Source organism: Streptomyces griseus (assembly GCF_900460065.1).
In the GTDB taxonomy this organism is placed as follows: Bacteria; Actinomycetota; Actinomycetes; order Streptomycetales; family Streptomycetaceae; genus Streptomyces; species Streptomyces griseus.
On sequence record NZ_UAVD01000025.1, the window covers coordinates 254,892 to 277,427 of the forward strand.

General features: G+C 71.2%; 22 protein-coding genes and 1 riboswitch. Of the genes, 12 read left to right on the plus strand and 10 right to left on the minus strand.

Going from position 1 to position 22,536, the window contains the following annotated elements:
* Window positions 1-36: 36 nt before the first annotated feature.
* Window positions 37-202: riboswitch (cobalamin riboswitch) on the minus strand.
* A 30-nt stretch (window positions 203-232) separates the two neighbouring features.
* The 4 genes from DTB53_RS13375 to clpS all read right to left on the minus strand — a co-directional run bounded on the left by DTB53_RS13375 (window position 233) and on the right by clpS (window position 3,607).
* Window positions 233-655: a M67 family metallopeptidase gene (locus tag DTB53_RS13375; protein WP_003968856.1), complete on the minus strand. Its 423-nt coding sequence runs from the start codon at window positions 653-655 to the stop codon at window positions 233-235.
* Window positions 656-791: 136 nt separating this feature from the next.
* Window positions 792-2,228, minus strand: a complete 1,437-nt coding sequence (locus tag DTB53_RS13380) for an amino acid permease (RefSeq protein WP_003968855.1) — start codon at window positions 2,226-2,228, stop codon at window positions 792-794.
* 372 nt (window positions 2,229-2,600) lie between these two features.
* Window positions 2,601-3,212, minus strand: a complete 612-nt coding sequence (locus DTB53_RS13385; RefSeq protein WP_003968854.1) for a DUF2017 domain-containing protein — start codon at window positions 3,210-3,212, stop codon at window positions 2,601-2,603.
* Between the two features lie 77 nt (window positions 3,213-3,289).
* Window positions 3,290-3,607, minus strand: a complete 318-nt coding sequence (clpS, locus tag DTB53_RS13390) for an ATP-dependent Clp protease adapter ClpS (RefSeq protein WP_012380742.1) — start codon at window positions 3,605-3,607, stop codon at window positions 3,290-3,292.
* Window positions 3,608-3,686: 79 nt separating this feature from the next.
* On the opposite strand from clpS, the gene DTB53_RS13395 reads away from it, so the two are divergent.
* Window positions 3,687-5,015 carry a nicotinate phosphoribosyltransferase gene (locus tag DTB53_RS13395; protein ID WP_012380741.1) on the plus strand — a complete coding sequence of 443 codons (1,329 nt, stop codon included), beginning with the start codon at window positions 3,687-3,689 and terminating at the stop codon, window positions 5,013-5,015.
* A gap of 233 nt (window positions 5,016-5,248) precedes the next feature.
* Window positions 5,249-5,836, plus strand: coding sequence for an isochorismatase family protein (locus tag DTB53_RS13400; protein WP_012380740.1), 588 nt, complete (start codon window positions 5,249-5,251; stop codon window positions 5,834-5,836).
* A 67-nt stretch (window positions 5,837-5,903) separates the two neighbouring features.
* Here DTB53_RS13400 and DTB53_RS13405 read toward each other — a convergent pair whose 3' ends face one another.
* Together DTB53_RS13405 and DTB53_RS13410 are read right to left on the minus strand one after the other, a co-directional pair.
* Entirely contained in the window at window positions 5,904-6,335 is a 432-nt protein-coding gene (locus DTB53_RS13405; RefSeq protein ID WP_012380739.1) for a hypothetical protein, read from the minus strand.
* A gap of 124 nt (window positions 6,336-6,459) precedes the next feature.
* Window positions 6,460-8,862 carry an immune inhibitor A domain-containing protein gene (locus DTB53_RS13410; RefSeq protein WP_012380738.1) on the minus strand — a complete coding sequence of 801 codons (2,403 nt, stop codon included), beginning with the start codon at window positions 8,860-8,862 and terminating at the stop codon, window positions 6,460-6,462.
* Window positions 8,863-9,289: 427 nt separating this feature from the next.
* On the opposite strand from DTB53_RS13410, the gene DTB53_RS13415 reads away from it, so the two are divergent.
* Window positions 9,290-9,601 carry a hypothetical protein gene (locus tag DTB53_RS13415; protein WP_012380737.1) on the plus strand — a complete coding sequence of 104 codons (312 nt, stop codon included), beginning with the start codon at window positions 9,290-9,292 and terminating at the stop codon, window positions 9,599-9,601.
* Window positions 9,602-9,612: 11 nt separating this feature from the next.
* Here the strand turns inward: DTB53_RS13415 and DTB53_RS13420 are convergent, their stop codons facing one another.
* Window positions 9,613-10,281, minus strand: coding sequence for an RDD family protein (locus tag DTB53_RS13420; RefSeq protein WP_003968847.1), 669 nt, complete (start codon window positions 10,279-10,281; stop codon window positions 9,613-9,615).
* Between the two features lie 151 nt (window positions 10,282-10,432).
* Entirely contained in the window at window positions 10,433-12,055 is a 1,623-nt protein-coding gene (locus DTB53_RS13425) for an RDD family protein (RefSeq protein WP_012380735.1), read from the minus strand.
* A 247-nt stretch (window positions 12,056-12,302) separates the two neighbouring features.
* On the opposite strand from DTB53_RS13425, the gene DTB53_RS13430 reads away from it, so the two are divergent.
* Window positions 12,303-12,785, plus strand: a complete 483-nt coding sequence (locus tag DTB53_RS13430) for an SsgA family sporulation/cell division regulator (protein ID WP_003968845.1) — start codon at window positions 12,303-12,305, stop codon at window positions 12,783-12,785.
* A 25-nt stretch (window positions 12,786-12,810) separates the two neighbouring features.
* On the opposite strand, the gene DTB53_RS13435 is transcribed toward DTB53_RS13430, so the two are convergent.
* Window positions 12,811-14,178 carry an FAD-binding oxidoreductase gene (locus DTB53_RS13435; RefSeq protein WP_012380734.1) on the minus strand — a complete coding sequence of 456 codons (1,368 nt, stop codon included), beginning with the start codon at window positions 14,176-14,178 and terminating at the stop codon, window positions 12,811-12,813.
* 97 nt (window positions 14,179-14,275) lie between these two features.
* Here DTB53_RS13435 and DTB53_RS13440 point away from each other — a divergent pair, with 97 nt between their 5' ends.
* The gene (locus DTB53_RS13440) at window positions 14,276-15,982 is read left to right on the plus strand and encodes a tetratricopeptide repeat protein (protein ID WP_042498707.1); all 1,707 of its coding nucleotides are present in this window, start codon (window positions 14,276-14,278) and stop codon (window positions 15,980-15,982) included.
* A gap of 83 nt (window positions 15,983-16,065) precedes the next feature.
* Here the strand turns inward: DTB53_RS13440 and hppD are convergent, their stop codons facing one another.
* A complete protein-coding gene (gene hppD / locus DTB53_RS13445; protein ID WP_003968842.1) occupies window positions 16,066-17,211 on the minus strand; it encodes a 4-hydroxyphenylpyruvate dioxygenase in 1,146 nt (381 codons plus the stop codon).
* Window positions 17,212-17,333: 122 nt separating this feature from the next.
* On the opposite strand from hppD, the gene DTB53_RS13450 reads away from it, so the two are divergent.
* The 7 genes from DTB53_RS13450 (at window position 17,334) to DTB53_RS13480 (ending at window position 22,526) form a co-directional block, all read left to right on the plus strand.
* Entirely contained in the window at window positions 17,334-17,807 is a 474-nt protein-coding gene (locus DTB53_RS13450) for an Lrp/AsnC family transcriptional regulator (RefSeq protein WP_003968841.1), read from the plus strand.
* 41 nt (window positions 17,808-17,848) lie between these two features.
* Entirely contained in the window at window positions 17,849-18,496 is a 648-nt protein-coding gene (locus tag DTB53_RS13455) for an ABC transporter permease (protein WP_012380731.1), read from the plus strand.
* Window positions 18,489-19,766 (plus strand): betaine/proline/choline family ABC transporter ATP-binding protein, encoded by a 1,278-nt coding sequence (locus tag DTB53_RS13460; RefSeq protein ID WP_012380730.1) that lies wholly within the window; start codon window positions 18,489-18,491, stop codon window positions 19,764-19,766. Before DTB53_RS13455 ends, DTB53_RS13460 begins: the two co-directional genes overlap by 8 nt.
* Window positions 19,763-20,629, plus strand: a complete 867-nt coding sequence (locus tag DTB53_RS13465; protein ID WP_012380729.1) for an ABC transporter permease — start codon at window positions 19,763-19,765, stop codon at window positions 20,627-20,629. Before DTB53_RS13460 ends, DTB53_RS13465 begins: the two co-directional genes overlap by 4 nt.
* Complete coding sequence (locus DTB53_RS13470) at window positions 20,626-21,591, plus strand: glycine betaine ABC transporter substrate-binding protein (protein ID WP_012380728.1); 966 nt, start codon at window positions 20,626-20,628, stop codon at window positions 21,589-21,591. Before DTB53_RS13465 ends, DTB53_RS13470 begins: the two co-directional genes overlap by 4 nt.
* A gap of 76 nt (window positions 21,592-21,667) precedes the next feature.
* Window positions 21,668-22,282, plus strand: a complete 615-nt coding sequence (locus DTB53_RS13475; protein WP_003968836.1) for a winged helix-turn-helix domain-containing protein — start codon at window positions 21,668-21,670, stop codon at window positions 22,280-22,282.
* A 46-nt stretch (window positions 22,283-22,328) separates the two neighbouring features.
* A complete protein-coding gene (locus DTB53_RS13480) occupies window positions 22,329-22,526 on the plus strand; it encodes a hypothetical protein (protein WP_012380727.1) in 198 nt (65 codons plus the stop codon).
* Window positions 22,527-22,536: the final 10 nt, after the last annotated feature.

The following is a 22,536-nucleotide window of genomic DNA, read 5'->3' on the forward strand; positions in this document are numbered from 1 at the left end:
GGATTTCCGCGTCCCCTGGTCGATGCGAGAAGGCGGCGGGCCAGTTCCTGACTTCCGGGCCGCCCTCCGGTGCGACGTCTTCCGCTGGGGAGTCGTCCGCGTGGGAGGGGGCCCGGTCACAGTGGCGGGACCGTGCCGGATTCGCACCGGCTTCCTGGTTTCCTGCTGCCTTGATGGGTCTGGGGGCAGTGTGCCAGACCCGTGCGGGGGGCCTGCGGCCCGCCCTGGTGGGTCAGTACGCGTCGACGACCTGCACGTCTTCCTCGGTGATCTCGCCGTCCACGATGCGGAACGAGCGGAACTGGAAGGGTCCGGCGTCGTCGGTGTCGGCGGTGGAGACCAGGACGTAGTGGGCGCCGGGTTCGTTGGCGTAGGTGACGTCGGTGCGGGAGGGGTAGGCCTCGGTCGCGGTGTGCGAGTGGTAGACGATCACGGGCTCCTCGTCGCGGTCGTCCATCTCGCGGTAGAGCTTGAGGAGGTCGGCCGAGTCGAACTCGTAGAACGTGGGCGAGCGGGCGGCGTTGAGCATCGGGATGAAGCGCTCGGGGCGGTCCGTCCCGGCCGGGCCCGCGACCACTCCGCACGCCTCGTCGGGGTGGTCGGCGCGGGAGTGGGCGACGATCTGGTCGTGGAGCGTCTGGGTGATGGTCAGCATGGCGCCAGGATAAGCAGCGGGCCCTCGCGTACCGGTGGGTGGTACGCGGGGGCCCGCATGCTGGACGCGTCGGCCGTTGGGGCGGCCGGGACGGTCCGGGAGGGGGCGGTGTGGGGCCCGCCCCGGGGTCACGGGGTCAGTGGGTGCCGGTGGTGGTCTTCTCCGGGGTGCGGGTCCGGAGCGCCCGGTAGGAGACAAAGAGGATGAGCGCCCACAGCGGTGCGCAGTAGAGCGAGATCCTGGCGTCCTTGTCGATCGCCATCATCACGATGACCATGCCGATGAACAGGAGGGCGAACCAGCTCGTGTACGGGGCTCCGGGGGCCTTGAACGAGGACTGCGGCAGCAGGCCGGCGTCGGCCTTGCGGCGGTAGCGGATCTGGCTGATGAGGATCATGATCCAGGCCCACATGCCGGAGATGGTGGCGAAGGAGACGACGTAGTTGAACGCCTCGCCCGGCCACTGGTAGTTGATCCCGACGCCGACGAGCATCAGGGCGGCGGAGAAGGTGGTGCCGACCAGCGGCAGGCCGTTCTTCGTCAGCTTGGTGAAGGCGCGGGGGCCCTGGCCGTTGAGGGCGAGGTCGCGGAGCATACGGCCGGTGGAGTACATGCCGGAGTTGCAGGAGGAGAGCGCCGCGGTGAGGACGACGAAGTTGACGATGGCCGCGCCGACGCCGAACCCCATCTCCTCGAAGGCCTTCACGAACGGGGAGACGCCGGGCTTGAAGGTGGACCAGGGCACGACCGAGAGGATCATGATCAGCGCGCCGACGTAGAAGACGGCGATGCGCCACGGCACGGTGTTGATGGCCTTGGGCAGCACGGTCTTGGGGTCCTTGGACTCCCCCGCGGTGACGCCGACGAGTTCCACGGCGAGGAAGGCGAACATGACGATCTGGAGGGTCATGAGCGTGCCGGTGATGCCGTTGGGGAAGAAGCCGCCGTCGTTCCAGAGGTTGGCGACGGTCGCGGTGTCGCCGGCGTCGGAGAATCCGACGGTGAGGACGCCCGCGCAGATCAGGATCATGCCGATGATGGCGGTGACCTTGACCATGGAGAACCAGAACTCCAGCTCACCGAAAAGCTTCACGGAGATCAGGTTGGCGCCGTACAGAATGACGGTGAAGACGAGCGCGGACAGCCACTGGGGAATGTTCCACCAGTACGTCATATAGGTGGCGGCGGCGGTGACTTCGGTGATTCCGGTGACGACCCAGAACAGCCAGTAGGTCCAGCCGGTCACGAATCCGAAGAACGGGCCGATGAATTCCCGGGCGTACTCCGAGAAGGAGCCGGAGACCGGGCGGTACATGAGGAGTTCGCCGAGGGCCCGCATGATGAAGAAGATGACCAGGCCCGCGATGACGTAGGCCAGGATGAGGCTGGGCCCGGCCCGGTCGATGGCTTTGCCCGCGCCGAGGAAGAGCCCGGTGCCGATGGCTCCGCCGATGGCGATCATCTGGATCTGACGAGCGCCCAGACCGCGCTGGTATCCCTCGCCACCGGTCCCGGTGTCGCCACCGGGCCGACCCTTGTCGACCTGTCCCTCGTCGACCTGCGCCGATGTCATGGTGATGCGCCTTTCTCCACGCCGATCCGCGCCTCACAAGGCAGCGGATCAGGTCCTGATCCCCCCGGATATGGATGGAGTGCCGCCGGCGTTCGGCCGGTTTGCGGCGCCCCCGGGAACAGGGGTGGCGTCCCCGGGCGGTCGTGAAGATTTATCACGGCCGTCACGGGACACGGTGGGACATTCTGTGGCGCACGACACAGGAAAAAGCGGGCAAGGGGTTCTGTCCGGCACGAAAAGGCCGGATCACTTGGTGCGATCGTTATGCGGATCTGAGCGTCCGTTGAGCGAACGGAGGGCGCCCCCCGGCGTGGCGGGGGGCGCCCTCCGTGTTCACGGCATCCCGGTTCTCGGGCTCGCGGTATTACGGCCTTACGGCATGAGTGCCTCGACGAGCGTTTCCTGGAGTGCGCCGAGCCAGAGGTAGGCCATCACCATGGGCTTGCGCGGATCGGTGTCGGGGAGCCGGTAGAGCGAGCCCTCGCCGCCCTCGTCCTCGTCGGAGACCTCCAGCCGGGTGCCGATGGTCAGGCGCAGGTCGTTGAGGGAGCGCAGCCAGCTGTGGCACTCGTCGCCGGTGAGAGTGAGGACGGCGCCGCCGTCCCCGGCGGGCGAGAGCGCGTCCAGGGTGCGGACGACGGTGACGGCGTCATCCCGCTTGCCGGAGCGCAGGTCGTTCTCGGTGAAGCGGCGGAACTCGGAGGACAGCTCGCGCAGCTCCTCCTGCGGCTTCCCGCCCTCCGCGGGGCTGCCGGGGCCGCCGTAGGCGTCGGGAAAGAGCCGGGCGAGCGCCGGGTCGGTGGGCGGCTTGCTGGGACCCTCGGCGAAGAGGGCGGCGAGCGGGTCCTCGCCGTCGGCGGGCGTATCGCCGGGCCCGATCAGCTCCAGCAGCTGGACGGCGAGGGAGCGCAGGATGGAGATCTCGACCTCGTCGAGCGCGACGGCCGCGCCGCCGCCTGGGGTGGCCTCGAAATGGCCGGCCATGGATTCTCCGATGGTGGGTCGAACGGGGCGGATGAGGGCGGGCGGGCGAGGGCGGGGCGGGGCGGTCCCCGGAGGGGTCAGTTGCGGTCCTGGGTGAGGGTGGCCCACAGCCCGTATCCGTGCATGGCCTGGACGTCGCGCTCCATCTCCTCGCGGCTCCCGCTGGAGACGACGGCGCGGCCCTTCTGGTGCACGTCCATCATGAGCCGGTGGGCCTTGTCCTTGGGGTAGCCGAAGTAGGCCTGGAAGACATAGGTCACGTAGCTCATGAGGTTGACCGGGTCGTTGTGGACGAGCGTCACCCACGGGACGTCCGGCTCGGGGACCGCGAAGGCCTCCTCGGCCGCATCGGGACGTTCGATCTCTAGCGGGGTAGCAACGCTCACCTGTCCCATGCTGCCACCCGGGCGGGTCCCGCGCACAAACGGACCCCACATCTCGTCACTTTGACGAATAGGGGGTAGCATCCCAGCCATGAACTCAGCGGACCTCGGGCGACGGGTCGGCGTTCCGTCGACCGCGCTCTTCACCGACCAGTACGAGCTGACCATGGTGCAGGCGGCCCTCAAGGCCGGCACCGCCGACCGGCACGCGGTCTTCGAGGCGTTCACCCGACGGCTGCCCGAGGGGCGGCGCTACGGAGTCGTCGCGGGCACCGGGCGGGTGCTGGACGCGGTGGAGAACTTCCACTTCGACGACGAGATGATCGGCTTCCTGCGCCAGCAGGAGATCGTCGACGAGCCGACCCTCGAATGGCTGGCCGGCTACCGCTTCAGCGGCGACATCTGGGGCTACCCGGAGGGCGAGGTCTACTTCCCCGGCTCCCCGGTCCTGCGGGTGGAGGGCTCCTTCGCCGAGTGCGTGCTGCTGGAGACGGTGATCCTCTCCATCCTCAACCACGACTCCGCCATCGCCGCCGCCGCCTCGCGGATGTCGGCCGCCGCCGGGGGACGCCGGCTGATCGAGATGGGCGCGCGCCGCACCCACGAGCTCTCCGCGGTCGCCTCGGCCCGCGCCGCGTTCGTCGGCGGTTTCGACGCCACCTCCGACCTGGCGGCGGGCTTCCGCTGGGCGATCCCGACCGTCGGCACCAGCGCGCACGCCTTCACCCTGCTGCACGACACCGAGCGCGACGCGTTCCGGGCGCAGGTGGACTCGCTGGGCCGGGGCACGACGCTGCTGGTCGACACGTACGACGTGGCCGAGGCGGTCCGGGCCGCCGTGGAGATCGCGGGGCCCGAGCTGGGCGCCGTACGGATCGACTCCGGGGACCTTCTGCTGGTGGCGCACCGGGTGCGGCAGCAGCTGGACGAGCTGGGGGCGACCGGCACGAAGATCGTGGTCACCTCGGACCTGGACGAGTACGCCATCGCCTCGCTGGCCGCCGCGCCGGTGGACGCGTACGGGGTGGGCACCCAGCTGGTCACCGGGAGCGGGCACCCCACCTGCTCGATGGTCTACAAGCTGGTGGCCCGCGCCGCGTCGGGGGAGCCGGACGCCCCGCTGGTGCCCGTGGCGAAGAAGTCGCTCGGCGCGAAGTCGTCGAAGGGCGGCCGGAAGTGGGCCGTCCGCCGGACCGACGCGCACGGTGTCGCCGAGGCCGAGGTGATCGGCACGGGCGACGCGCCCGGGGAGTCGGCGGGCCGGCCGCTGCTGGTGGAGCTGGTGCGCGCGGGCGAGGTCGTCGCGCGGGAGCCCCTGGAGGCCGCGCGGCAACGGCACGTGGCCGCGCGCGCGGGGCTGCCGATGTCCGCGATCCAGCTGTCCCGGGGCGAGCCGGTGATCCCGACCGAGTACGCCTGAGAACGGCCCGGTGCGGGACGCGGGGCCGCCCCCGGCGTCCCGGACCGGCCGGATCCGGAACCGGCGGTTTGGCGGACGGGCTTGATTGTGACGTTCCAGTGCCTAGGCTCGGACCCGCGGACCCACCCGGAGACCCCGGTATCCCCCTCCGCTCGGCGCCACCCCGCTCCGGCCCCACGCACCCCGCCCCGTTCCGCCCCATCCGCTCCCGCCCCCACCGAAGGACACCCGCCATGCACCGCGCATTGATCGTCGTGGACGTTCAGAACGACTTCTGCGAGGGCGGCAGCCTCGCGGTGGCGGGCGGCGCCGATGTCGCCGCCGCCATCACCGACCTGATCGGCGACGCCCGGCCCGGCTACCGCCACGTGGTGGCCACCCGCGACCACCACGTCGACCCGGGCGACCACTTCTCGGCCGAACCGGACTTCGAGCACTCCTGGCCGGTGCACTGCGTCGCCGGTACGGAGGGGGTCGGCTTCCACCCGAACTTCGCGCCCGCCGTCGCCTCCGGCGCGATCGACACGGTGTTCGACAAGGGGGCGTACGCGGCCGCGTACAGCGGGTTCGAGGGCTCCGACGAGAACGGGATCGGCCTCGCCCAGTGGCTGCGCGACCGCGACGTCACCGAGGTCGACGTGGTCGGCATCGCCACCGATCACTGTGTGCGGGCCACCGCGCTGGACGCGGCCCGTGAGGGCTTCGTCACGCAGGTGCTGCTCGACCTGACCGCGGGCGTCTCCGGGGCGACCACGGAACGGGCCCTGGACGAGATGCGCACGGCGGGCGTGAAGCTCTCCGGCACACCGGTCGTCGCCTGAGGGCCGCCCGCCCGCTCCCGTCCGCCGCGGGGGCGCCGTCCGCCGGTCCCGGACGGCGCCCCCGCGCCTATGCGGCCGGGCGGGCCGGCCCGGCGTACCCGGCGGGGCCCAGCAGGGCCCTGATCGGGTGCCACAGCTCCTGGCACGACTGGGCCGGCAGGGCCGACGGGGAGGACGGGGGCGCGAGGCCCGGGAGGCCGGCCGGGTCCGCCTGCGGGGCGGCCCGCCACAGCAGACCGTCCGGATGGTGCAGCACCGCCGTGACCTCGTCCGGCGTGGGCGGGCGGTCGTTGCCGCGGAGGTAGACCGCCCGCAGCCCCAGGTTGCGCAGCCTGGTCAGGGCGCGCGCCCGGTTCGCCGCGTGCACCAGCACCCGCACGGGGGCCCCGGGCCCCGCTCCCGTACCCCCGTGGGGTCCTGTGCCGTCGGCCGGTCTGGTGAGGGTCAGTGCGACCACCACCGTGCCGTTCGGCAACCTGCAGAAACCTCCGCCTGCCATGCTCCGCGCTCCCCCGTGAGACGTCGTGTCAATAAGGATGTGAACAAGACGCACCTAAACACGATCGGCCGCCGCCCGCTAGGGGGCGACGGCCGATCATGCTTTGACCTGCGGTTTTACTTGATCAGCGGCCCGAGGGGCTGACCAGCACGCTCATCGTCGAGCCGTTGCGGGGCTCGTGGACGATGGAGATGCGGGTGTTCGTGTCAGAAACCTTGACACTGCCCGTGGGGTTCTCCTTGTACCAGTAGGTGCCCTTGCGGTCGTCGAAGACCGGGTTGCCCAGGGCGGGCTTGATGTACTGCGGCACGTCCGCGTTGTGCAGCGTGAAGCCCTTGTTCGGGTACCAGCTGAACGTCGCGTCGAACGGCTGGATCTTGTTGCGCAGGAGCGAGCCGTCCTTCCACTTCAGCGGCTTGGCGTGCGCGTCGATCGGCAGGATCAGACCCTGGCCCGGGTGGACGGAGGTGTTGTTGTCCTTCTGGGAGGTGTCCCAGAGCCAGAGCAGCAGGCCGTTCTCGTAGGCGTAGTGCTCGACCCAGTCCGGACGGGTGCCGGAGAAGCCGAAGTTGTACGGGCCGACCTTGAGGGTCTCGTCGTACGAGACGTACTGGCGGTTCTCCGCGATGTAGTACTGCGGGTAGTCCTGGGTGAAGGACTCGCCGATCCGCGAGAAGCCCTTGGCGGTCCAGCCGTTGTCGTCGCCCTCGGCGTTGTCCGAGAAGATCGCGGCGCCGTCGGCCGTGACGGTGATGGCGTCGGCCGCGAAGCCCTTGCCGCCCGCGCCGCCGTCCGTCTGGTAGCGGAAGCGGAGGTCGACCTTCTTGCCCGCGTAGGCGTCCAGGGAGAAGGACAGCTTCTGGTACGCGCCGGAGACGCCGGTCAGGGCCGGCTTGTCACTGGCGTCGCGCGGGAGGGCCTTGCCGTCGGCGGTGCCGTCGAGCGCGGTCCAGTTGGCGCCGCCGTTGTCGGACACCTCGGTGTAGAGGTAGTCGTAGTCGGCCTCGATGTCGTACCAGCCCGAAAGGTCCAGCGTGGCCTTGGACTTGCCCGTCAGGTCGACCGAGCGGGTCAGGGTGTTCGACAGGTCGTCGCCCATGTCGCTCCACCACTGCTTCGCACCCTCGGCGGGCTTGACGACGGTGGTGGTGACGGCCTTCTTGGGCAGCTCGACGACGAGCGCCTGCGGGTTCTCGGTGTTGTACTCCGAGACGCCCAGCTTGTGCAGCGAGGTCTTGCCGGCCTTGGCCTTGTCGTAGTCGAGCCAGCCCAGCTGGAGCTTGTCCCACGAGGTCATGTCGCCCGGCAGGTTGCCGATCTCGCCCTCGCCGGTGCCGAGCCAGGAGCCCGCCGACATCAGGGACCAGAAGCCGACCGAGTTCTCGCCGCCGCCGGAGGTGTCGTACAGGTCCGGGAGGCCGAGGTCGTGGGCGTACTCGTGGGCGAAGACGCCCAGGCCGCCGTTCTCGGGCTGGACGGTGTAGTCGCCGACCCAGATGCCCGTGTCGCCGATCTGGGCGCCACCGGCCTTGTTGTTCGCGGGGCCCGTCGCACCGGCGTTGGTGCCGTACGCGTACCAGCGGTGCGCCCAGATGGCGTTGGTGCCCTCGGCGCCGCCGCCGGCCGACTCGTCCTCGCCGGCGTGGACCAGCTGGAAGTGGTCGATGTAGCCGTCGGGCTCGTTGAAGTTGCCGTCGCCGTCGAAGTCGTAGCGGTCCCACTCGTCGTACTCGGCGAGGTTCGCCTTGATCTCGGCGTCGGTGCGGCCCTTGGCCTTCTGGTCGGCGACCCAGGCGTTCACGCCGTCGCGGACCGCGTCCCACACGTTGGCGCAGTTGGACTGGCCGCAGTAATTGGAGCCGTAGCGGGCCTCGTTGTAGGGGACCTTGACCCAGTCGGAGACCTCGCCCTCGACCGAGTAGCGGCCCGAGGAGGTCTTCTCGTAGTACGTCTTGAGCGAGTTGACGCCCTTGCCCTCGCCGAAGTAGAGCTCCTGGAAGTGCTCCTGGTTGTAGTCGGCCTTCCAGGCGGTGCTGTTGTCCTTCTTCGGGTCCGGCTTGGCGATCTTGTTGTGCGCCGGGCCCGGGGCGCCCCCGTACTTCTTGACGGGCGGCTTGGGACCGTCGCCGTCCGGGTCGAACATCGTGGTGTCGTCGACCTGGTCGCCGAACTCCAGCAGGATGGTGAAGATCTTGTCGGTCTTCTCCCGGCCGAGCTCCACGTACTTCTTGTCGCCGAGCTTGACGACCTTGGAGCCGCCCCGGTTCGCCACCTTCTTGTCCCCGGACAGCACCTGCTCCAGCGCGGCTTCGCGCTGAGCCGCCTGCTGCTCGCTGAAGGGGCCCTCCAGGTTGTGCTCCACGTGCCCCTTGGCCGGCGCCGGGTCGCGGCGGTCGACGGTGGAGACACCGGAACCTGATGAGCTGTCATGCGCCTGGGCGGTGGCGAAGGTCGACGCCGTCGCGGCGGTCGCGGCCATGGCCACGACAACGGCGGCGGCGCGAAGCGCCCGTCTCTGATTGGTCACTTGAAGCAGTCCTCCCCGGGCGTCCGCGCTGCGGCCAGGGGGGTATGAAACGGGCCGCGCGCGTAAACGCGTCACAAGTGACGACATTCGATCGGAGTTATGAGAGAAAAGACAGACCTTGACTTGAACAGGCCAAGTGCACTATGCGGAGCGTCCTTCCGGTATGCGGACGGTATGCGGAGGGCATGAGAACGGTAAAGGAACGCCGACCGCCCGGACCGGGCCGTCCTCCGCACCCCAACAGGCGCGTCCGGCCGTCCGGTTGGCGAACAGCGTGCCTCCATGCGCCCCCTGTGCACCGGTACCGTGCGTTAGGTCACGCTTACTACCGGTCCGGCTCGGGCATTCACCGTCGTAGGGTCGTTCGGCGCGCACGACCGTGCCGACCGCAGCCCGCCCATCCGACGTCCCGAGGACGGAAACCGCCATGCCGCGTCCGACTGCCGCACAGTTCGCCTACGGTTCGGCCACCGTCGTCGTCACGACGCTCGCCCTGCTGCTGCTGTTCCGCACGGAGTCCGGCATCGGCGTCGCCGCCGTCGGCACGACCGCGCTGGCCCTCGGCCTCCTGGTCGCCGTGCGCCTGCCCGCCCCCCGTCACCGCGGAGCCGACGGGACGGGACGGACGGCGACCGCAGCCGCCCGAACCTCCCACGCGCCGGAGGGCGTCGGCACCCGGGAGCGGGTCGCGGCGGGCCGCTCGCCGGCGCCGGTGAACGACCATTCGCTGCGCCGCTGAGACGACGGGACCTAGCGGACGGCCACCACGACCGTCTTCGCCGCCTTGTCCTGGAGTCCCTGCCGGTAGGGCTTGTCGGTGAACATCAGCACGATGTTGATCAGCCACCACAGGCAGGGGCAGCACAGCAGCGCCGGGGCCCACAGCACGACGGCCCGCATCAGCGCGGCGCCGGTGTCGGGGACCCGCCCGTCGTTGAGCATCGCGACGCGCAGCTTGAGCAGCCGCTTGCCCAGCGTGCGGCCGTCCTTGTGGGTGAAGTACGTGTCGTAGGCGACGTAGACCACCAGGCCGATGATCGACCAGAGCAGCTGGTGCCCGCTGTACCCGCTGGCGACCGCGTCGCCGAACCCGTCGTCGCCGTCCCCGTTGACGTCGACCGCGCCGCCCCAGGGCAGCGAGATCAGGTACAGCGGGATCGAGATGATGAGGAAGTCGATGAGCCGCGCCAGGATCCGCTTCCCCGGCTCGGCGAGCGGCGGCATTCCGGCCAGCGGATCGGGCGCCCCGAAGCCGCCGCCGCTGCCGTACGGATCGTGCGGCGGGGGCGGAGGCGGCGGCGGGGGCGGCGCACTGCCGTACGGCTGACCCTCGGACGGCGGCGGGGGCTCCTGCGGCTTCTTGAGGAACGGATCGTCGTCCTCGGGCGGCTGGCCGGGCGTCGGCTGGTCGTTGCTCATGGGGGCAGTGCATCCCGCGTCACCGGGCCCCGCAACGGCTCACGTGCGTTCGGGGGAAGCGGAGCGGCATACGAGTCTAGACCGGCATGTCGCCGCCCGCTCGGCCGGATTTTCCGATAAGCGGCCGGGGTGAACGATCCGTTCGACCGGCTCAGCCCGCCACGAACGTACGGGCCGCCTTGTCGTGCCAGCACTGGCGCCAGGGCCGGTCCACCAGGCACCAGAGAACGTTGACCACGCCGATGACGAGCAGCCCCAGCACGCCGTAGACGAGCCAGCGGCGCAGGGCCGCGCCCAGGGTGGGCGATTCGTGGGACTCGATGTCCCGTACGTCGAGCCCGCAGAGCCTCTTGCCCAGCGTCCGGCCCCACTTGGCCGTCGGCAGCGCCTCCAGGAGGAAGCCGATGAGGAGGAACGCGGCGAGCAGGGCCCCCAGCAGCGCCCCGGTGGTGGAGTCCAGCAGCCAGACGGTGACGGTCTCCCCCGTCTCCTTCGCCGCGGTGATCTTCCGGTCGATGTGGTCGAGCGCCCGGGTCGCCAGGGGCACGGCCGCCGCCCCGACGACCGCGCCGAGCACCAGGCTGTCGACCAGACGGGCGGCGAACCGCTTGCCGAGCCCGGCGGGCCGGGCCGCGGCCTGATTGCGGGCGAGTTGCTGGAAGGGGTCGTCGACCGGCGGCTTCCAGGGCACGACGGGCTGGTCCGCGCCCGGCCCCAGGTGCTGACCCGGGTGGGGCTGACCCGGGTGCGGTGGGGGCTGGTGGGACTGGCCCTGGTGCGGTGGGGGCTGGTGGGGTTGCTGCCGCGTTTCGGACTGGGCCGGTGGGTGGACCTGCTGCGCCCACGAGGCCGAGCCGCCGCCGGGGCCCGGGGGCAGCGGCGTCCGCGCGGCCGCCGGCTGTACGGGCACGGGGGCGGGGGCCTGGACCGGGTCCTGCCGGGGCCCCGCGTACTGCGCCGACGGCTGCTGCGGGTGCGGCGACGGTGCCGGCAGCGGCCGGGGCGCGGGAGCCGGTGCGAGGCTGTCGGGTGCCACGCCCACGTTCTGCGGCCCCTGCTGCGTACCGGCGTTCGACGGCGCCGGGGCGGCGGGCTGAAGGGCGTTGGGCTGTGCGGCGTCGGGCTGAAGGGCCGTGGGCTGTGCGGCGTCGGACCGTGGAGCGTCGGCCTGCGCGGGGAGGGGCGGTGCGGCGTCGGGCCCCGCGGCGCGCGGTCCCACCGCGCGGATCGTGACCGTCCCGTCGGCCGGCGGACGCGCCCCGCTCTCCTCGGCGGACCGGCCGCCGTCCCGCATCGCCGGCAGCGCGCCGCCGGCCGGGTCCTGGGCCAGCGGCGCCCTCGGGTCGGCCGTCGGCGAGGGGCGTTCCGCGGGCTCCCGGGCCGCCCCGCCCCAGTCGACCCGGCGGTCCCGTTCGCCGCCGAAACCGCTCTGGCGTGCGGCGTCCGCCTGCCAGACGGACGCGGAGTCGCCGTGGTCCGCGGCGGGTTCACCGGTCCCGCCCGGGGCCGCCGGACCGTCCTGGGGGCCGCCCTGGACGCCGTCCCGGGGGCTGTCCTCCTCGTCGAAGAAGATGGGCCCGGTCTCCTCCACCGGCGCGGCCTGCGCACCGGCGGCGGGAGCGGCGGCGGGGTCCGTCTGCCGGGGCGCGGGGCGGCTGGTGCCGGGGACCCAGGACGCGCCGTTCCAGTACCGGACGTAGCCGGGGATGGAGGGGTCGGGGTAGTAGCCCTCGCGGGGGCTTTCGTCACCGGGTGCCGGAGTTGGCGCGCTCATCAGCGGGTCCCGTATCTCTTCGAGGCCTCAGGCCGTGCCCCCCGGGCGGGCGGACGGCCTCAATACAAGGGTCCACATCTATCAGACCGCCGGCCGCCCCCGGGCCGGTCCACCTGTTTGGGACCACTTTCGGGACCGGGCGAAGTTTTTTTGAGAAGTCGCGTAATAGGTGGCGAGGAGGGCGCTCTCTCCTTGTGCGGGACGGTCACGGGGCCGGCCCACGAGCACCGGAAGGTCGTGCATTCTCATGATGAGCATCGTGGAACGTGAGCTGGAGCTGAAGCTGGTCCTGTCCCCCGAGCGGTCCATTCCGGTACCCGCCCGGCTGACCTATCGCACGGACGACCCGTACGCCGTGCACATCGCCTTCCACATCGGCTCCGAGTCGCCCGTGCACTGGACGTTCGCCCGCGAGCTGCTGGTGGAGGGGGTGTTCCGGCCGTGCGGGCACGGGGACGTACGGATCTGGCCGACGAAGGTCGCGGGCCGCAGCGTCGTCTGTGTGGCCCTCACCTCCCCCGACGGCAACGCCCTGCTCGAGATGAACTCGGCCGCCGTGGCCGCCTGGGTGGAGCGGACCCTGCGGGTGGTGCCGCCGGGTTCGGAGAGCGACCGGCTCGGCATCGACGAGGCGCTGGCGGAGCTGCTGGCCCCGCTGCCGGCCGACGACCTCTGGCTGAGCGACCCGTGGCAGTCGGACGACGCGCCGTCCCAGGACGGCGAGGCGTGAGGGCGGCCGGACGTGAGGGCCGCCGTCAGAAGAGTTTGCCGGGGTTGAGGAGGCCGAGGGGGTCGAAGGCGGCCTTGACGGAGCGTTGCAGTTCGACGCCGGTCTCGCCCAGTTCGCGGGCGAGCCACTCCTTCTTGAGGACGCCGACGCCGTGTTCGCCGGTGATGGTCCCGCCCAGTTCGAGACCGAGCGCCATGATGGCGTCGAAGGACTCGCGGGCCCGGCGGGACTCGTCGGGGTCGTGGTGGTCGAAGCAGACGACGGGATGGGTGTTGCCGTCGCCCGCGTGGGCGCAGACGCCGATGGTGAGGTCGTACTCCTCGGCGATGGCCGCCGTGCCCGCGAGCATCGCGCCGAGCCGCGAGCGCGGTACGCAGACGTCGTCGATCATCGTGGCGGGCTTGACGGCCTCCAGTGCGGTGAGCGACATCCGGCGGGCCTGGAGGAGGAGTTCGGACTCGGCGGGGTTGTCGGCGGGGACCACCTCGGTGGCCCCGGCAGCGGTGCACAGCTCGCCGACGGCGGCGAGGTCGGCCAGCGGGTCCGGGGTGTCGAAGGCGCAGAGGAGGAGCGCCTCGGTGGTCTCGGGCAGGCCCATGGAGGCCATCCGGTTGACGGCACGCACGGTCGTACGGTCCATCAGTTCGAGGAGTGACGGGGTGTGACCGCGTTCCATGATCCGGCACACAGCGTCACAGGCGGCGGCTGCCGAGGGGAACTCGGCGGCGAGGACCAGCTGCTGGGGCGGCAGCGGTTTCAGCGCGAGGACGGCCCGGACGACGATTCCGAGGCTGCCCTCGGAGCCCACGAAAAGCCGGGTCAGGTCGTATCCGGCGACGCCCTTGGCGGTGCGGCGGCCGGTGGTCAGGAGCCGTCCGTCGGCGAGGACGACCTCCAGGCCCAGGACGTACTCGGCGGTGACCCCGTACTTCACGCAGCACAGGCCGCCGGACGCGGTGCCGATGTTGCCGCCGATGGTGCACGTCTCCCAGCTGGAGGGGTCCGGCGGGTAGGAGAGGCCGTGTTCGTTCACCGCGCGTGACAGCACCGCGTTGACGACGCCCGGTTCGACGACGGCGATCCGGTCGACCGGGCTGATCTCCAGGATCCGGTCCATCTTCACCAGGGAGAGCACGATGCAGCCGTCCGAGGCGTTGGCAGCGCCGGACAGGCCGGTACGGGCGCCCTGCGGGACGACCGGGACGCGCAGCGCGGTGGCGGTGCGCATGACGTGCTGGACCTGCTCGACCGTGCGCGGGAGCACCACGACGGCCGGGGTGCCGGCCTCGCAGAAGCTCGCCATGTCGTGGGCGTAGGACGCGGTGACGTCCGGATCGGTGATCAGCGCCTCGGGGGGCAGTCCCGCGCGCAGCCGTTCGAGGAGATCGCTCATGATCCAAGCGTGACACCCGGGGCCAATGGTGTGAACCCGTGGGCGGCGGCGATCCCAAGGAGCGGTGTGCTCGTATGACTGACGCAGAGTGATGGCCATGGATGTCATGCCGCAGCAGGACCCGGAGTCGCCCCGGCCGCCCGAGCCGTCCCCGCGGGACCCCTACGTGATGCCCGCCGAAGGCGCCACCGCCGTGTCCCCGCCGCCGCCCACCCTGCGGACGACGTTGCGCCGGGCCGCGTTCGGCGCGGTGGCCGCCGGGGTGCTGCTGGCCGGGGCGCTGGTGGCGGTGGACGGGGAGGGCGACGGGCCGAAGGAGCCGGGGCCGGTCGAGCGGGCCGAGGCGGCGGCGACCGCGGGCTCGCCCGCCTCGCTGTCGGACCTCACCGCGCTGATCGGGGACCGGCAGAAGTGGGTGGAGTCCCACCCGGAGGACGCCCCGTCCCTGGCGACGCTCGGTGCGGCGTACGTGGAGTGGGGGCGGCGTTCGGCGGACAGCGCGTACTACGCCCGTGCCGAGGAGGCCCTGAAGCGTTCGCTGGCGGCCCGGTCGGGCGAGCGCGGGAACGGGGAGGCGTGGATCGGGCTGGCGGCCCTGGCCAACGCCCGGCACGACTTCCTCGCGGCGAAGCGGTGGGGCGAGACCGTGAAGAGGCAGCAGCCGAAGGCCTGGAGCGTCTACCCGGTCCTCATCGACGCGTACACCGGGCTCGGCGACCAGAAGGCGGCGACCGCGGCGACGGAGAGCTTCGGTGAGCTGCGCAAGGGTGTTCCGGCGCTGGCCCGCACCGCGGAGCTGTACCGGGGCCAGGGCTGGCGCGAGGACGCGCTGGCCACCGCCCGGGAGGCGGCGGACCGGGCGACGCAACCCGCCGAGAAGGCCGAGGCGCTGCACCGGCTCGGCGAGCTGGCCTGGGAGCGGGGCGAACCGGAGGAGGCGGTGGCGCAGTTCGACGCGGCGCTGCGGACGGACGCCGGTCACCACGCCTCGCTGGCGGGGCGGGCCCGGGCCCTGGTGGCGCTGGAGCGCACCGACGAGGCGCTGGCCGCGTACCAGAGCGCCCTGAAGAAGCTTCCGCGCCCGGAGTACGCCCTGGAGCTGGGCGAGCTGTGCGAGGCGCTGGGGCTGGACGGGGACGCCCGCACCCAGTACGCGGCGCTGCGGGAGATGGTGGCCGGGGCGAAGCGGGCCGGGGTCGACGAGTCCCTGGTGCTGGCCCGCTTCGAGGCCGACCACGGGGACCCGGACGCGGCGGTGGAGCTGCTGCGGGGCCAGTGGGCGAAGCAGCACCGCAGTGCGGCGGTGGCGGACGCGCTGGGCTGGGCGCTGCACCGGGCGGGGAACTCCGAGGAGGGCCTGGAGTACGCCCGGCGGGCCGCCGACACGGGCGTGCGGGACGCCTCGTACGCGTACCACCTGGGGGTGATCCAGCGGGAGTTGGAGGACTACGGTCCGGCGCGCCGGAATCTGGAGCGGGCCCTGCGCACCCATCCGGCCTTCTCGCCGCTCGCCGCGCCGCTGGCCCGGGAGGCGCTGGAGGCGCTGGGTGAGCCGCCGCCGGGCGGCCCGGGTGACATGCGGCCGTCCTCGCCGCCCGCCCCGGAGCCGGAGTCGAAGCCGGAGCAGGGGAGGAAGCCCGAGGCCCCGGCTCCGGCCGCTTCCCGGACGGCCCCCGCGCAGTCCTTGTCGCCCTCGGCGTCGAAGGGGCCCTCGAAGGCGGAGGAGCCCGCGAAGGCCGAGGCGGCTGAGGCGGCCGGGACGGCGGACGCGCCCGGAGGGGCCGAGGCGTCGAAGAGTCCGTGACGAGCGGGCCGTGAACGGCGAACGCCGCCGCGGTCCGGGGTACTGCCCCGGACCGCGGCGGCCTTCCGCGGGGGAGACGCGGCTCAGAGGTTGCCGCGCTTCTCCTGCTCGCGCTCGATCGCCTCGAACAGGGCCTTGAAGTTGCCCTTGCCGAAGCCCATGGAGCCGTGGCGTTCGATCATCTCGAAGAAGACGGTCGGCCGGTCCTGGACCGGCTTGGTGAAGATCTGCAGGAGGTAGCCGTCCTCGTCGCGGTCGACGAGGATCTTCTGCTCGCGCAGGGTCTCGACCGGCACCCGGGTCTCGCCGGCCCACTCGCCGAGGGTGTCGTAGTACGAGTCGGGGGTGTCCAGGAACTGGACGCCGGCGGCGCGCATCGCGCGGACCGAGGCGACGATGTCGTTCGTGGCGAGCGCGATGTGCTGGACGCCCGCGCTGCCGTAGAACTCCAGGTACTCGTCGATCTGCGACTTCTTCTTGGCGATGGCCGGCTCGTTGATCGGGAACTTGACCTTGAGCGTGCCGTCGGCGACGACCTTCGACATCAGGGCGGAGTACTCGGTGGCGATGTCGTCGCCCACGAACTCCTTCATGTTGGTGAAGCCCATGACCTGGTTGTAGAAGCCGACCCACTCGTTCATCCGGCCGAGCTCGACGTTGCCGACGCAGTGGTCGATGGCCTGGAAGGTCCGCTTGGCGGCCGGCTCGACGATCGGCGAGGCGGTGGCGAAGCCCGGGAGGTAGGGGCCGTCGTAGCCGGAGCGCTCCACCAGGGTGTGCCGGGTCTTGCCGTAGGTGGCGATGGCGGCGAGGACGACGGTGCCGTGCTCGTCCTTGACCTCGTGCGGCTCGGTGATGCCGCGGGCGCCGTGCTCGACGGCGTACGCGTACGCGGCGCGGGCGTCCGGGACCTCGATCGCGAGGTCGATGACGCCGTCGCCGTGCTCGGCGACGTGCTCGGCGAGGAAGGCGCCCCACTCGGTGGACGGTTTGATCACGGAGGTGAACACGAAGCGGGCGGAGCCGTTGGTCAGGACGTAACTCGCGGTCTCGCGGCTGCCGTTCTCCGGTCCGGAGTAGGCGACCAGCTTCATGCCGAAGGCGGTCGAGTAGTAGTGCGCGGCCTGCTTGGCGTTGCCCACGGCGAAGACGACCGCGTCCATTCCCTTGACCGGGAAGGGGTCGGCCTGCCGGGCGGTTTCGGGGCTGGTGTGCAGAGTCTCAGTCATGTTCGAAGGCTCTCCCCACATCGCAAGGTGCGCAATAGTTTGCGCATCTGCTGGTCAATATGCCCAGTGAATTGCCATGATGGCCGGACTATCTGTACAGGGTGACCATCGAAGGCGGGCTCATGGCGATCGATCATCTGGACGGGCGGCTCATCGTGCTGCTCGCGCGCGAACCGCGGATCGGCGTCCTCGAAGCATCCCGGCGGCTCGGGGTGGCGCGCGGGACCGTGCAGGCGCGGCTGGACCGTCTTCAGTCGAACGGCGTCATCCGGGGGTTCGGCCCCGACGTGGATCCGGCGGCGCTCGGCTACCCGGTCACCGCGTTCGCCACGCTGGAGATCAAACAGGGCCAAGGGGCCGACGTACGCGCCCATTTGGGCGGTGTGCCGGAGGTGCTGGAGTTGCACACGACCACCGGGCACGGCGACATGTTCTGCCGCCTGGTCGCCCGCTCCAACGCCGATCTCCAGCGGGTGATCGACCGGGTTGTCGGCTTTGATGGCATTGTCCGGGCCTCCACGGCGATCGTCATGGAGAACCCGGTTCCACTGCGGATCATCCCGCTGGTGGAACAGGCGGCCGAGGACACCGACTGAGCGAAGGGCTCGGGAGGCCACCCGATCCGAAGGAGCGCCGTGTGAGCTTCTGGGAGTATCTGAGCACCCGCCACCAGCAGCTCCTCACGGACGCGTTCCAGCACGTCAGCGCGGTCTTCCAGTGCATGGTCATCGCCACCGTGCTGGGCGTGGTCATCGGCGTGGTGAGCTACCGCAGCGGCTGGGGCGGCTCGCTCGCCATCACCTCCACGGCCACGATCCTCACCATCCCCTCGCTCGCCGCGATCGGTCTGCTGATCCCGCTGGTCGGCCTCGGCGTCGCACCGACCGTGATCACCCTGACGCTGTACGGGCTGCTGCCGATCGTCCGGAACTCCATCGTCGGCCTGCGGGGCGTCGATCCGTCGCTGGTCGACGCGGCGACGGGCATCGGCATGTCGCGGCTGGCCCGGCTGTGCCGGGTGGAGCTGCCGCTCGCCTGGCCGCCGATCCTGACCGGCATCCGGGTGGCGACCCAGATGCTCATGGGGATCGCCGCCATCGCCGCGTACGCCTCCGGGCCCGGCCTCGGCAACGAGATCTTCCGGGGCATCGCCTCGCTGGGCAGCGCCAACGCGATCAACCAGGTCCTCGCGGGCACGCTCGGCATCGTGATCCTCGCCCTGATCTTCGACGCCGCGTACGTCCTGCTGGGACGGCTGACCATCCCGAGGGGGATCCGTGCCTGAGACCGAGACCGAGACCGGCACCGGGGCCGCCACCGCGGGCGGGGCCGCCGCCACCTCCGGGGCCACCATCCAGCTGGAGAACCTCACCAAGAGCTACCCGGGCAACCCGAACCCGGCCGTCGAGAACGTCTCGATGGAGATCAGGGCGGGCGAGACGGTGATCTTCGTCGGCCCGTCCGGCTGCGGAAAGTCCACCACCCTGAAGATGATCAACCGGCTGATCGAGCCGACGTCGGGCCGGATCCGGATCGACGACGAGGACGTCACCGACATCGACCCGGTGAAGCTCCGCCGCAAGATCGGCTACGCCATCCAGTCCTCCGGTCTCTTCCCGCACATGACGGTCGCGGACAACATCGCCCTGGTCCCGAAGATGGTCGGCTGGTCCAAGTCCCGGGTGAAGGACCGGGTGGAGGAGATGCTCGACCTGGTGGGCCTGGACCCGCGCGAGTTCCACGGCCGCTATCCGCGCCAGCTCTCCGGCGGGCAGCAGCAGCGCGTGGGCGTGGCGCGGGCGCTGGCCGCCGACCCTCCCGTCCTCCTGATGGACGAGCCGTTCGGGGCGGTCGACCCGATCACCCGGGACCACCTCCAGGACGAGCTGATCCGGCTCCAGCACGAACTGCACAAGACGATCGTGTTCGTCACCCACGACTTCGACGAGGCGATCAAGCTCGGCGACCGGATCGCGGTGCTGCGGGAGCGCTCGCACATCGCGCAGTTCGACACCCCCGAGGCGATCCTGACCAACCCCACGGACGACTTCGTCTCCGGCTTCGTGGGCGCGGGCGCGGCCCTGAAGCGGCTGAACCTCACCCGGGTCCGGGACGTCGATGTCGCGGACTTCCCGACGGTGACCGTCGAGGACCCGCTCCAGACCATCTTCAACAAGCTGCGCAACGGCCCGCACAACGAGCTGCTGATGCTGGACCGCCGCAACCGCCCGTACAAGTGGCTGCGGCGCGGCGACCTGATGCGGGCGCGCGGTTCGCTGGCGCGGGCCGGGCAGCTGGTGCACGACACGGTGACCCGGGACGCCACGCTGCACGACGCCCTGGAGGCGGTCCTCACCGACAGCGGGGGCCGGGTGGCGGTGACGGGGCGGCGCGGCGAGTTCATCGGGGTCGTCGACATGAAGACGCTGATGGACAACGTGCAGGAGCTGCTGGAGGCCGACCGGCTGACGGCGATGGAGCACCAGCACGAGCTGGAGGAGCTGCGGGTCCACCGGACGGAGCAGGAGCTGGAGGGGGGTGGCGGCGGAGCATGAGCCCCAGCCACCAGGCCCGCTCCGGGAAGGAGCCTCCGCCGTCCCGGCCGCCGGGCGAGCACGACGTCAAGGGCCACGCGTTCCACGACGAGGAGAGCGACCCCTCCCCCGCCCCGGCCGCGCCGGAGCGCCGGATCACCTGGCGGAAGCTGGTGGTCCTGCCGGCGGTGCTCGTGGTCATCGTGGTCGTCACCTACGTCTGGATCACCAACATCCACCTGGACTCGATCGCGGAGAACTCGCTGACCGGCGGAAACGTACAGCTGCGCTGGTGGCAGCATGTGCGTCTGACGGCGATCTCCACGTTCTGGGTGCTGATCATCGCGATCCCGCTGGGCATCGCCCTGACGCGGCGGCGGCTGCGGAAGGCGGCCCCGGCGTTCACCGCGCTGGCCAACATCGGGCAGGCGACGCCCGCGATCGGCCTGCTGGCACTGCTGGTGATCTGGCTGGGCATCGGCCCGCGCACCGCGATCATCGGCATCGTGATCTACGCGGTGCTGCCGGTGCTCTCCAACACGGTGGCGGGGCTGCGGGCGATCGAGCCGAACATGATCGAGGCGGCGCGCGGGATGGGGATGTCCGGCCGGGGCGTCCTGCTGAAGGTGGAGCTGCCGCTCGCGGTCCCGCTGATCCTGGCCGGGGTGCGTACGGCGCTCGTCCTGAACGTCGGCACGGCGACGCTGGCGACGTTCGGCGGGGGCGGCGGACTCGGCGACCTGATCACCTCGGGGATCCAGACCCAGCGCATGCCCGTGCTGATCATCGGCTCGGTGCTGACGGTGGTGCTGGCGCTGCTGGTGGACTGGCTGGCCTCGCTGGCCGAACTGGCGCTGACGCCGCGCGGGCTGGAGGAGCGGTGAGGAGGAGACTGCTGCTGGCGCTGGTGCCGGTGCTGCTGGTGGGCGGCTGCGGGCTCAAGAGCGGTTCGCCGATGGTGGACGACGTGTCCCCGGGGTCGGTCGGGCGGGGCGAGCCGCTCAAGGGCGCGACCCTGACGGTCACCTCCAAGAACTTCAGCGAGAACATCATCCTGGGCCAGATGACCGGCCTGGTGTTCAAGGCGGCCGGGGCGGAGGTCCTGGACCGGACGAACCTGCCGGGTTCGATCAGCGCCCGCGAGGCCATCATCAACGGCGACGCCGACGCCCAGTGGGACTACACCGGCACCGGCTGGATCACCTTCCTCGGCCACGCGGAGCCGATCGTCGACCCGAAGAAGCAGTACGAGGCGGTACGGGACGAGGACCGGGGCAACGGGGTGGTCTGGCTGCCGCCGGCGCCGCTCGACAACACGTACGCGCTCGCCATCAGCGAGAAGAACAACGCGAAGTACCGGCTGAAGACCCTCTCGGACGTGGCGGCCCTGGCGAAGAGGGATCCGGGCGCGGTGACGATCTGCGTGGAGAACGAGTTCGCCTCCCGCGACGACGGGCTTCCCGGCATGGAGAAGCGGTACGGGATGAGGATCCCGGCGGGCAACATCCAGAAGATGGACGCCGGGATCATCTACACCCAGGTCTCCACGTCCGACTCCTGCCTGCTGGGCGAGGTGTTCACCACCGACGGCCGGATCAAGGCCATGAACCTGGACGTCCTGGAGGACGACAAGCACTTCTTCCCCAACTACAACGCCTCCCCCGTCATCCACGAGGCCACCTTCGAGAAGTACCCGGTGATCGCGGAGCTGCTGGACCCGCTGGCGAGGAAGCTGACGACGGAGGTCGCGCAGACGCTGAACGCCAAGGTGGACGTGGAGGGCGAGGACCCGCACGAGGTGGCGAAGGACTGGCTGGTGGCGGAGGGGTTCATCGAGGAGGGGTGAGCGGCGGGGACCCGGTGCAAAGGTTTCCTTGCAAAAAAGACTTGCAAAGAACTGTTTGCATCTCTACCGTCGAGTCATGGCAGAGAACGAGGGCGCCCGCCCCTACCGCTACGACGGCACCGACCGGAAGATCCACAACGTCGACGCCCGGACCCTGCGGGCCATCGCCCACCCCCTCCGGATGCGGCTGCTGCGAGCGCTGCGCGAATTCGGCCCGGCCACCGCCTCCCAACTCGGCGATCGGCTGGGCGAGTCGAGCGGCGCGACCAGCTACCACCTGCGCCAGCTCGCCGAGTCCGGCATGGTCGAGGACGCACCGGAGCTGGGCAAGGGGCGGGAGCGCTGGTGGCGTTCGGCCCACGACGGCTCGACCGTGGAGAGCGCCGAGTTCCGGACCCACGCCGACCCGGAGGTGCGCGGGGCCATCGACTTCGTCCTCCACGAGACGGCCAGCGGCCACGCCCAGGAGCTGAACACCTGGCTGGGCACGATGGACGACTGGCCGAAGGAGTGGCAGCGCAGCTGGGACATGAGCGACTTCACGATCCGCCTCACCCCGGAGCTGGCCCTGGAGCTGGCCCGGAAGGCCCAGGAGCTCGTGGAGAGCTACCGGGGCCGGGTCCCCGACGACACCGAGGGCTCGGCCGTCGTCCGGACCCACCTGCACACCTTCCCGCGCCCCTCCGAATGAAGGCGCGGACCACCTCGCCCGCCGGCCTCCCGAAGGGAATCCCGTCATGCACGCCGACGTCCACCACCTCCTGCACACGGTCGTCTCGGCCGAACTCCACTCCCGGGCTCGGGCGTTCCGCCTCCCCCGCACCAGCCTTCGCACCCGGGTCGGCTGGACCCTGGTCGAGGTGGGCCTGCGCCTGACGGCCCGGAGCCAGGAGGCGACCGCGCCTCGCACCGCCGCCGCCTTCCATCCGGCGTAACCATCGAATC

Excerpts from the sequence above, each read along its gene's own strand:
- DTB53_RS13380 (WP_003968855.1), bottom strand. The coding sequence starts at position 2,228 with ATGACATCGGCGCAGGTCGACGAGGGACAGGTCGACAAGGGTCGGCCC.
- DTB53_RS13420 (WP_003968847.1), bottom strand. The coding sequence starts at position 10,281 with ATGAGCAACGACCAGCCGACGCCCGGCCAGCCGCCCGAGGACGACGAT.
- DTB53_RS13425 (WP_012380735.1), bottom strand. The coding sequence starts at position 12,055 with ATGAGCGCGCCAACTCCGGCACCCGGTGACGAAAGCCCCCGCGAGGGC.
- DTB53_RS13400 (WP_012380740.1), top strand. The coding sequence starts at position 5,249 with ATGCACCGCGCATTGATCGTCGTGGACGTTCAGAACGACTTCTGCGAG.
- DTB53_RS13395 (WP_012380741.1), top strand. The coding sequence starts at position 3,687 with ATGAACTCAGCGGACCTCGGGCGACGGGTCGGCGTTCCGTCGACCGCG.
- clpS (WP_012380742.1), bottom strand. The coding sequence starts at position 3,607 with ATGGGACAGGTGAGCGTTGCTACCCCGCTAGAGATCGAACGTCCCGAT.
- DTB53_RS13430 (WP_003968845.1), top strand. The coding sequence starts at position 12,303 with ATGATGAGCATCGTGGAACGTGAGCTGGAGCTGAAGCTGGTCCTGTCC.
- DTB53_RS13375 (WP_003968856.1), bottom strand. The coding sequence starts at position 655 with ATGCTGACCATCACCCAGACGCTCCACGACCAGATCGTCGCCCACTCC.
- DTB53_RS13385 (WP_003968854.1), bottom strand. The coding sequence starts at position 3,212 with ATGGCCGGCCATTTCGAGGCCACCCCAGGCGGCGGCGCGGCCGTCGCG.
- DTB53_RS13440 (WP_042498707.1), top strand. The coding sequence starts at position 14,276 with ATGGATGTCATGCCGCAGCAGGACCCGGAGTCGCCCCGGCCGCCCGAG.
- DTB53_RS13480 (WP_012380727.1), top strand. The coding sequence starts at position 22,329 with ATGCACGCCGACGTCCACCACCTCCTGCACACGGTCGTCTCGGCCGAA.
- DTB53_RS13415 (WP_012380737.1), top strand. The coding sequence starts at position 9,290 with ATGCCGCGTCCGACTGCCGCACAGTTCGCCTACGGTTCGGCCACCGTC.
- hppD (WP_003968842.1), bottom strand. The coding sequence starts at position 17,211 with ATGACTGAGACTCTGCACACCAGCCCCGAAACCGCCCGGCAGGCCGAC.
- DTB53_RS13475 (WP_003968836.1), top strand. The coding sequence starts at position 21,668 with ATGGCAGAGAACGAGGGCGCCCGCCCCTACCGCTACGACGGCACCGAC.
- DTB53_RS13405 (WP_012380739.1), bottom strand. The coding sequence starts at position 6,335 with ATGGCAGGCGGAGGTTTCTGCAGGTTGCCGAACGGCACGGTGGTGGTC.
- DTB53_RS13450 (WP_003968841.1), top strand. The coding sequence starts at position 17,334 with ATGGCGATCGATCATCTGGACGGGCGGCTCATCGTGCTGCTCGCGCGC.
- DTB53_RS13435 (WP_012380734.1), bottom strand. The coding sequence starts at position 14,178 with ATGAGCGATCTCCTCGAACGGCTGCGCGCGGGACTGCCCCCCGAGGCG.
- DTB53_RS13465 (WP_012380729.1), top strand. The coding sequence starts at position 19,763 with ATGAGCCCCAGCCACCAGGCCCGCTCCGGGAAGGAGCCTCCGCCGTCC.